This is a genomic window from Methylosinus sp. RM1 (genome assembly GCF_011378635.1).
GTDB classification, from domain to species: Bacteria; Pseudomonadota; Alphaproteobacteria; order Rhizobiales; family Beijerinckiaceae; genus Methylosinus; species Methylosinus sporium.
In genome coordinates this window covers 209104-216405 of sequence record NZ_WOVC01000003.1, presented here as the reverse complement: position 1 = coordinate 216405, position 7302 = coordinate 209104, and the positions used below count along the sequence as shown (strand labels likewise).

Here is a 7302-nt window from a genome sequence, read left to right as displayed (position 1 = left end):
GCATGGATGGCGACGTCATGTCTCGCTCGTCATGCTGGCCTTCGCCATGATGGCGACGATACGTGTTCACGCCAATGGATCGGCGACGCCGTCCCCCAAAAAGATCCGGCGTGCAATGACGACAAAAACTGCGCGACCGTCGTCGACGGCGAACTGATCCGCTGGTCGATGCAGGAAATCCGACGCATCGCCACGCGCCTCGCACGAAAACACATTCGCCCCGAGTTCGTCATCACATGGTCGTTATGGCGACGAGCGCACCAAGCCGAAGCAAGGCGAGCCCATCTGAAAAAGCAACTGTAATGCTAGGGAAAACGACGTGTCATTGGACTTCACACCCAGCAAGCGACCCTTTGCCAGAGCGCGGCAGCGCCATCAACCCCTGCTTTCGCCTTCGCGAAGCGAAGATTATGACTGCGCGAAGTGTAAACGCACCCGCATGCTGCCGTCAAAATTGAATCGCTTCCATCCTGCCAAAACGCGTTTTGAATCGCTTCTATCCTGCACGGAAATCACCAAGTAGCTGAATTTATATATTTAATTTGAATCGCTCTCATCCTGTCCGTTTCCTCGGCTGAACGCTTGTTATGGCTTGGCTGTAGGCTGCGACGCGGTTAAAGTTCCCGTGGCTACAGCCCGAGAGATTTTCATGGCCCGCAAAACCACCCCCGAGAAGCCGCCGTCAAAGTCCGAGGCCAGCATCGCCGGAAAGGCGCTGAAGACGGGAAAGGCGACGCCGGCCCAAATCAAGACGCTGGCAGGGCGCGTCCTGTCCGAAAAGGGCGCCGGCGCGAAGAAGAAATAGCTCGGATGGTGGCTCGGCCGCCTTACCGACCCCCAATGAGGCCGCGTTTATTTGACGACGCGCCCGCGGTCCCGGCCGCCGATTTTTCGACCTCGTTCGAGTTGAATCGCTTCGATCCTGCGAACATACCGGTTTGAGTCGGTCTTAGCCTGTATTTTGAATCAGGCCGTTTTTCGAGACCTCAGGAAATGCCTAGGGATCGCTGAATCGCTCTTATCCTGTGACGATAAAATATATATCCAATCAAGCGCAGCGCTCCTTGCGTTTCTTGTCCCCAGTTTTGTCCCCAAATTGGCGGGCGCCGATCATCGCGACCTCGGCGCGCAAATGGTCCGGCGCGAGATAGCCATAGCGCCGCTCGACCATCGCTTCGCCCGCCCCGCCGAGTTCTATCTCCACGCGCCGCGTCTTTGCCGCACGCGGCTCCGCCGGCGCCTGGCGCTCGATCTTTTCCGCCCGGAGAGCAGCAGCGCGTCGCCACCCGAAAAGATGCGACGGCGCGATATCCAGCGAACGCGCCAGCGCCGAAACATTCGTGCCGGGCTCCAGCGACGCGGTGATCGCTCGGTCCTTGAAATCCTCCGACCAACGTCGGCGTTCTCCGACCGGCGCTCCCTCGAGACGTGCAGCTCGGACCTCGATGAACTGGTTCGTGTCAGTTCTGCGCATAGGCGTAGACATAGATGTTGCTAAGAATGGCGCCGGGTGAACGCTTACGATGAAAGCGCGATCGACGCCTTCGGGGCGCCGCCCGGCGGTTGGCCGAATGCGCCAATTGGCGGAACGCATTGCCCTTTCGGCTTCGTCCGAGGACGATCAGACATAGCCCGAGGCGATCACTTGGCGCGACGGCGCAACGCCTCGACTGTACCTCAATCGGACGAGATGAGAAAATAAAAACAGGGCGCAGATCGAAGCCAGCATGACGAAAAGCGAGAAATGCCGCTCGTAGCCGAAGCCCAAAACGTAAGGAGCAGCATAGCCCACCGTCAGAAAAAGGCTGGCGATCGCCACGCGTCGCGCCGGCGCGTCGCCGCAGATCAGCAAATACAGGCTGGCGCCCGATCCGAAGAGCTCGAGCGCGCGACCGACCGCGAGCCAACCGCCGCCGATCCATTCCTCGAGCGCGCCTCGCTTCTTCTCCTCGAGCCCCGAGGTCATTGTATGAGGTATGAGGCGTGGCGAAAGCAGCACACTGTATAATTTGACGCCGAAGGCCTGTAGCGCCGCAGCCGGATGCTCGATTATCCAATCCATCGCCCGCTTCTTGTAATCGTCGTTCCATGCCCATTCCGAATCGAAGCCGCTACGCCCCTTTTCGTTCGGCAGGTCGATCGCGCGGCCTTCGCAAACGCGGATCGGCTCGAACAGCATGTCGAGGCTACATCTTGGATAAATGTCCAGAGTATGGGTATTCCAGCCGCGGAACATATTCTCGCCATCATAGCTCGACATCGGCGACAGTCTGTGTCCCGTCGCGTAATTATGCCCAAGCCAAGACGCCGGCGCCGCCAACGCCATAACGATCAGCGCCGACCCCAGCCGCTTCCGTCCAGCTGCGAAAGCGACATAGACGACGATCGCCGTCGTCGCGGCCCAGACGACAATCATCGACGACTTGAATAGATAGGCGGCCGAGACAGCGGCGATCGGCGCAGCATAGCGGTTCCATCCAGCCTTCTCGAGATCGCCGCTCAGTAAGGTCAACGCGCCAACGGCCGCAATGGCGAGTATCTCGAGCAAATAGCCCTCTTCGTAATGCGCCACCGCCGCATGCTTGATCAGATTGGGAGCGAGCAGAATAAAACCCGCGACAGCCACATAGAAGGCGACGTGTAGCCTCGTCGGCGCGACGAGGCTCTTCTCTACCCCACGACATGCGAAAATAACCAGCAGGGTGAGCAGGATCGCCTTGATTACGGCGGCGCTGCGAAGGCTCGACGTAACCGCGGATGTGGCCCAGAGAAAATACGGAAGCCCCGGCATTCTCGAGGAATGGTCGCACGCGCCATAGTCGCACGAAACAAATCCTCTACCTTCGACGAGCGACTGAACATAGGGATCGAATTGGAAGCCCGGCTCGAGGATCGACCACCCGCCGGGCACATAGACGAATATGGCGACGAGTTTCAACAGGCCCATGAACGCGATCAGCGCCATCGGCGCCGGAATTCTCCGCGCGACCTCTACGAAGGTGGACGAATTCCGAGCGGAAGAGACTTTGAGCAAATCGTCGGATCGAATGTTCATAGGGATGTCACGCCGCGCGAGGCGCGCTCCTTGTCGGCGCCGACGCGAAACGGCGGCAGTTGCGAAAAGAAAAGCGGGTCACAGATCGCCACCAGCGTGATGTAGATCGAAAAATGGCCTTCGACGCCAAAACTCGTAAGATAGGCGCGGCAAAGGCAAAGGCGATCGACCGGCCTGCCACCGCGACCTGGCGAACCGACGCGCCGCGGGAGAGCAGACACAGGCTCGCGCACCGGCCGGACGATTCGAAAAAATGCCGACGCCGCGGACCACCGCCTCGACGCCACTGTGATCGATGTTCCGTCGGCCAGTAGCCGACGAAAAATCGATCGATAATGTACATCTAACCAATCTTTCATGATCGAGCGCGGACCACGATCCGAATCACGTCAGGCAGCGACACCGCTAGCTGACTACAACCTGTGTCTTAACAGGAAGTGGACTTACGTCTTCTCGGCGCAGCACTGCGTCGACCGTGTTTTCGGCATGGAGGCGCCGTCAACGATAAATTCCAGACCCAGGTAAATTCTTTAAATTTCGACGTCCAAACGTACGTAGAGGAAATCTTATCGTTTCGTTCGATAGAGTCCCGTTCGGCGTGGGCGACATTCGTTTGGCCGAGCGGCTCCACCGCTTCATGGGGTTCGGGAGTTTTCGATGAAAATCGCGTCCTTGCCGAAGTTCGAAGAGGAGACGTCCAACATACAGACGCGCGAACAGAGCCATCTTCCCCATGACCTCTCTCTCCCACTGGTGATCGATCTCGACCGAACGCTCATCACAACGGACGCGCTCCACGAATCTCTGTTCTTTTTCCTCAAGCGGCGAGCCGCCGCCGCCTGGCGGATCCCGTTCTGGATCTTGTCGGGGCGAGCGATCGTGAAAAGTCGTCTCGCCGTGGCCGTCACCGACGCGGACGTCGACACCTTTCCCGTCAACCCAGATCTGGTCGCTCTCGCGGAGCGCGAAGCGAGACTCGGACGGCGCGTCATCCTGGCGACAGGCGCAGACATTTCTATCGCGCTGAAGATCCAGCGACGCTTTCCTTTCTTCGACGAAATTATCGCTTCGGCCGACGGTCGCAATATGAAAGGCGCAGAGAAAGCCGAAGAAGTGGCGCATCGCCTGCCAGGTGGGTTCATCTACGCCGGCGATTCCTCAGCCGACCTTCATGTCTGGCGCAAGGCGTCCGCTGCGATTTTCGTCGGGCGCTCCAAGTCCATGGAGAAGAAGATCGAAACGTTGACGGACCTCGTCGCGGTCCTTCCGAGCAATGCTTTGAGCTTTCCAACGCTGCGACGCGGATTGCGGCTGCACCAATGGGCCAAAAATGCGCTCGTCTTCGTTCCGCTCATCCTCGGTGGAAAGGCGCACGACGCCTCCGCCTGGCTGCACGCATTCGCCGGCTTCGTCGCACTGAGCCTGCTCGCCTCGGCGACCTATGTTCTCAACGATCTGTGGGATTTGACCGAGGATCGGAGGCATTGGTCGAAAAAGAAACGGCCATTCGCGAGCGGCGATCTGCCTATCGCCACCGGCGTGGCCCTGATCGCCGGCGGAGGAACGATCTCCCTCCTGCTCGCCGTTTGGGCGGGACCGAGCTGCGTTGTGACGCTCGCGCTCTATCTCGCCGTCAGCCTCGCCTATTCGTTCCAGTTGAAGCGGGAGCCTATCGTCGACCTCTTCGTTCTCGCCTCGCTGTTCTCTATGCGGCTGGCGCTTGGCGTCGTCGTCACGGATGTGGTGTTTTCGCCCTGGCTATTCGTCTTCTCGATGTTCATCTTCTTGTCCCTGTCGGCGGCCAAGCGCCAAACCGAGATCACGCGCATGGTCGCGCATGGTCTCGAACATACGCCGGGACGAGGCTATCATGCGAGCGACGCGCCGCTCGTTCTGGCGCTCGGCGTCGGCTCGATGATAGCGACTGTTCTCATACTGGTAATCTATCTCTTCGAGGACGCATTTCCGGCTGGCTATTACAAGCACCCACAACTGCTCTGGAGCTTCCCGCTCGTCATCTTCCTGTGGCTCGGACGCGTGTGGCTGAAGTGTCATCGCGATGAGCTGAACGACGATCCTGTCGCCTTCGCGCTCAAAGACAAGGTCAGCCTGTTCTATGGAGCGACGATGGCGACTTTTTTCTGCGCGGCGGCGTTGCTGTGACGATACCGACGCCTTTCAACGAGCGGCAAGACATTCTTTCCTGGGGCCGCACGACGCGCTCACTCCAGCGAATCGCGCAGCCCGCCTTTCGCGACGAGTTGCGACCTCTTCTCGAAGACTCGCTAATCTCGAGCCGTCTGGCGATCGGGCTACGGCGCTCGTATGGCGATTCCTGCCTCAATAGCGCGGGCGCGCTCGTCGATATGAGCAGGCTCGACCGCTTTCTCTCACTCGATGTCGAAAACGGAGTGCTACGCGCCGAAGCCGGCGTAAGCCTCTCCGACATTCTGCGTCTCGCCGTGCCCAAAGGCTGGTTTTTGCCGACCACTCCAGGGACACGCTTCGTCACGCTCGGCGGCGCCATCGCCAACGACGTGCATGGCAAGAATCATCACCGCACTGGTTCGTTCGGGCGTCATGTACGCGCTATCGGCTTACTACGCAGCGATCTCGGCAGACTGACAGTGACGCCGGAAAGTGATCCGAGTCTATTCAACTCGACGATCGGCGGCCTGGGCCTCACCGGCGTCATCGAATGGGTAGAGCTGCGACTTTCGAAAATCGGCGGCAGCTATCTGGATGTCGAAATCATCCCTTATGACGATCTCGACGCCTTTTGGGCTTTGGCGGAAGAAAGCGCAGATCGATTCGAGCATACAGTCGCCTGGATCGACAGCACGGCGCGCGGTCCGCGCTTGGGGCGAGGCATCTTCTCGCGCGCCAATTGGATCGGCGACGGCGCCTATGACTCGCACGATGACGAGAGCTGGAAGCGAGTTCCGATCGAAGCGCCCGAGTTCGTTCTCAATCGATGGACGGTCGGCGCATTCAACGAGCTTTATTATCGCGTCAACCTCGCCGCGCGCGGCGCGAGCCCGCGTCATTACACGAAGTTCTTTTATCCGCTCGATGCGGTGAAGGATTGGAACAAGCTCTACGGCAGACGCGGATTGATGCAATATCAATGCGTCGTGCCGCGCGAGACCCAGCGCGAGGCGATTCCGGCCCTTCTCGACGTCGTGACCCGCTCCGGTCGAGCATCTTTTCTCGCAGTGCTGAAAACTTTCGGGGATCTTGTATCGCCAGGATTGCTGTCATTCCCCCGTCCGGGGGCGACGCTTGCGCTCGACTTTCCTTTTCGCGGGAACGAGACGCTCGCAACGATGGCGCAGCTCGACTCGATCCTGATGGCGGCCGGGGGCGCGCTCTATCCGGCCAAGGACGGTCGCATATCACGCGAGTTGTTCCAACGGTCTTTCCCGCGGTGGGAGCAGCTCGCGAAGGACCCCGCGATCAATTCGGATTTCTGGAGACGAGTCGCCGAATGAACGACCAAGGGAAACGCATCGTCGTTCTCGGAGCGACTTCCGCGATCGCTGAAGCGACCGCACGGATTTGGGCCGCGCGTGGCGCACATCTCGCGTTGGTCGGCCGCAACACGGACCGTCTGCAGGCCATCGCCGCAGATCTCGCCACGCGCGGCGCAGCGCGAGCATTTCCTATAGAGCTCGATTGCGCGACGGCCGATGCGGCGGCGGAGCTCGCCAAAATGGAAGAGGCGCTCGGCGGCCTCGACATCGTGCTTCTCGCCTATGGCGTTCTCGGCGACCAAGCGCTGTTGGAGAGCGATCCACTAGCCGTCGAGGCGCTGATCGCCGTCAATTTCACCAGCGCTACGGCCTGGTGCTTGGCCGCCTCGGCCATTTTCGAGAAACGGCGCGCCGGCGCTTTGCTGGTCATCGGATCAGTGGCTGGAGATCGCGGTCGGCGCTCGAATTTCGTGTATGGCGCGACGAAAGGCGGTCTCGCTCGCCTCGTCGAAGGAATTGCCCATAAGCTCGCGCCACTCGGCGCTCGCGCTGTGGTGATCAAGCCTGGTTTCGTGGATACGCCAATGACGGCCGGCATCGAAAAAAAGGGCTTTCTGTGGGCCACGCCCGACAAAGTGGCGACAACTATTGCAGATGCGGGCGAGCGCGGGGGACCGGTGGTCTACGCGCCACCGCTATGGGCGCTGATAATGGCAGTCATTCGGCATCTACCGAGCTTCGCTTTTAATAAGCTCAATATTTGAAGGAGCCTCG

General features: G+C 59.9%; 7 protein-coding genes and 1 pseudogene. 5 read left to right on the top strand and 3 right to left on the bottom strand.

All coding sequences use genetic code 11. From position 1 onward, the window contains the following. Positions 1-157: pseudogene (locus FMZ75_RS03360) on the top strand (IS701 family transposase); the annotation flags it as partial. Positions 158-649: 492 nt separating this feature from the next. Beyond that, the gene (locus FMZ75_RS03355; protein ID WP_166141300.1) at positions 650-805 is read left to right on the top strand and encodes a hypothetical protein; all 156 of its coding nucleotides are present in this window, start codon (positions 650-652) and stop codon (positions 803-805) included. 243 nt (positions 806-1048) lie between these two features. Here FMZ75_RS03355 and FMZ75_RS03350 read toward each other — a convergent pair whose 3' ends face one another. The 3 genes from FMZ75_RS03350 to FMZ75_RS03340 form a co-directional block, all read right to left on the bottom strand. Further along, entirely contained in the window at positions 1049-1474 is a 426-nt protein-coding gene (locus FMZ75_RS03350; protein ID WP_166141299.1) for a transposase, read from the bottom strand. Between the two features lie 147 nt (positions 1475-1621). Continuing rightward, on the bottom strand, positions 1622-2965 hold the full coding sequence (locus FMZ75_RS03345; RefSeq protein ID WP_166141298.1) for a hypothetical protein: 1344 nt from the start codon (positions 2963-2965) through the stop codon (positions 1622-1624). An 86-nt stretch (positions 2966-3051) separates the two neighbouring features. Beyond that, the gene (locus tag FMZ75_RS03340; protein ID WP_166141297.1) at positions 3052-3414 is read right to left on the bottom strand and encodes a hypothetical protein; all 363 of its coding nucleotides are present in this window, start codon (positions 3412-3414) and stop codon (positions 3052-3054) included. A gap of 298 nt (positions 3415-3712) precedes the next feature. On the opposite strand from FMZ75_RS03340, the gene FMZ75_RS03335 reads away from it, so the two are divergent. From FMZ75_RS03335 to FMZ75_RS03325, 3 genes are read left to right on the top strand one after another with little or no spacing between them, the layout of a single operon-like run. After that, complete coding sequence (locus FMZ75_RS03335) at positions 3713-5218, top strand: UbiA family prenyltransferase (protein ID WP_166141296.1); 1506 nt, start codon at positions 3713-3715, stop codon at positions 5216-5218. Beyond that, positions 5215-6546, top strand: coding sequence for an FAD-dependent oxidoreductase (locus tag FMZ75_RS03330; RefSeq protein ID WP_370464661.1), 1332 nt, complete (start codon positions 5215-5217; stop codon positions 6544-6546). Before FMZ75_RS03335 ends, FMZ75_RS03330 begins: the two co-directional genes overlap by 4 nt. Next, the gene (locus tag FMZ75_RS03325) at positions 6543-7292 is read left to right on the top strand and encodes an SDR family NAD(P)-dependent oxidoreductase (RefSeq protein WP_166141295.1); all 750 of its coding nucleotides are present in this window, start codon (positions 6543-6545) and stop codon (positions 7290-7292) included. Before FMZ75_RS03330 ends, FMZ75_RS03325 begins: the two co-directional genes overlap by 4 nt. Positions 7293-7302 lie beyond the last annotated feature (10 nt).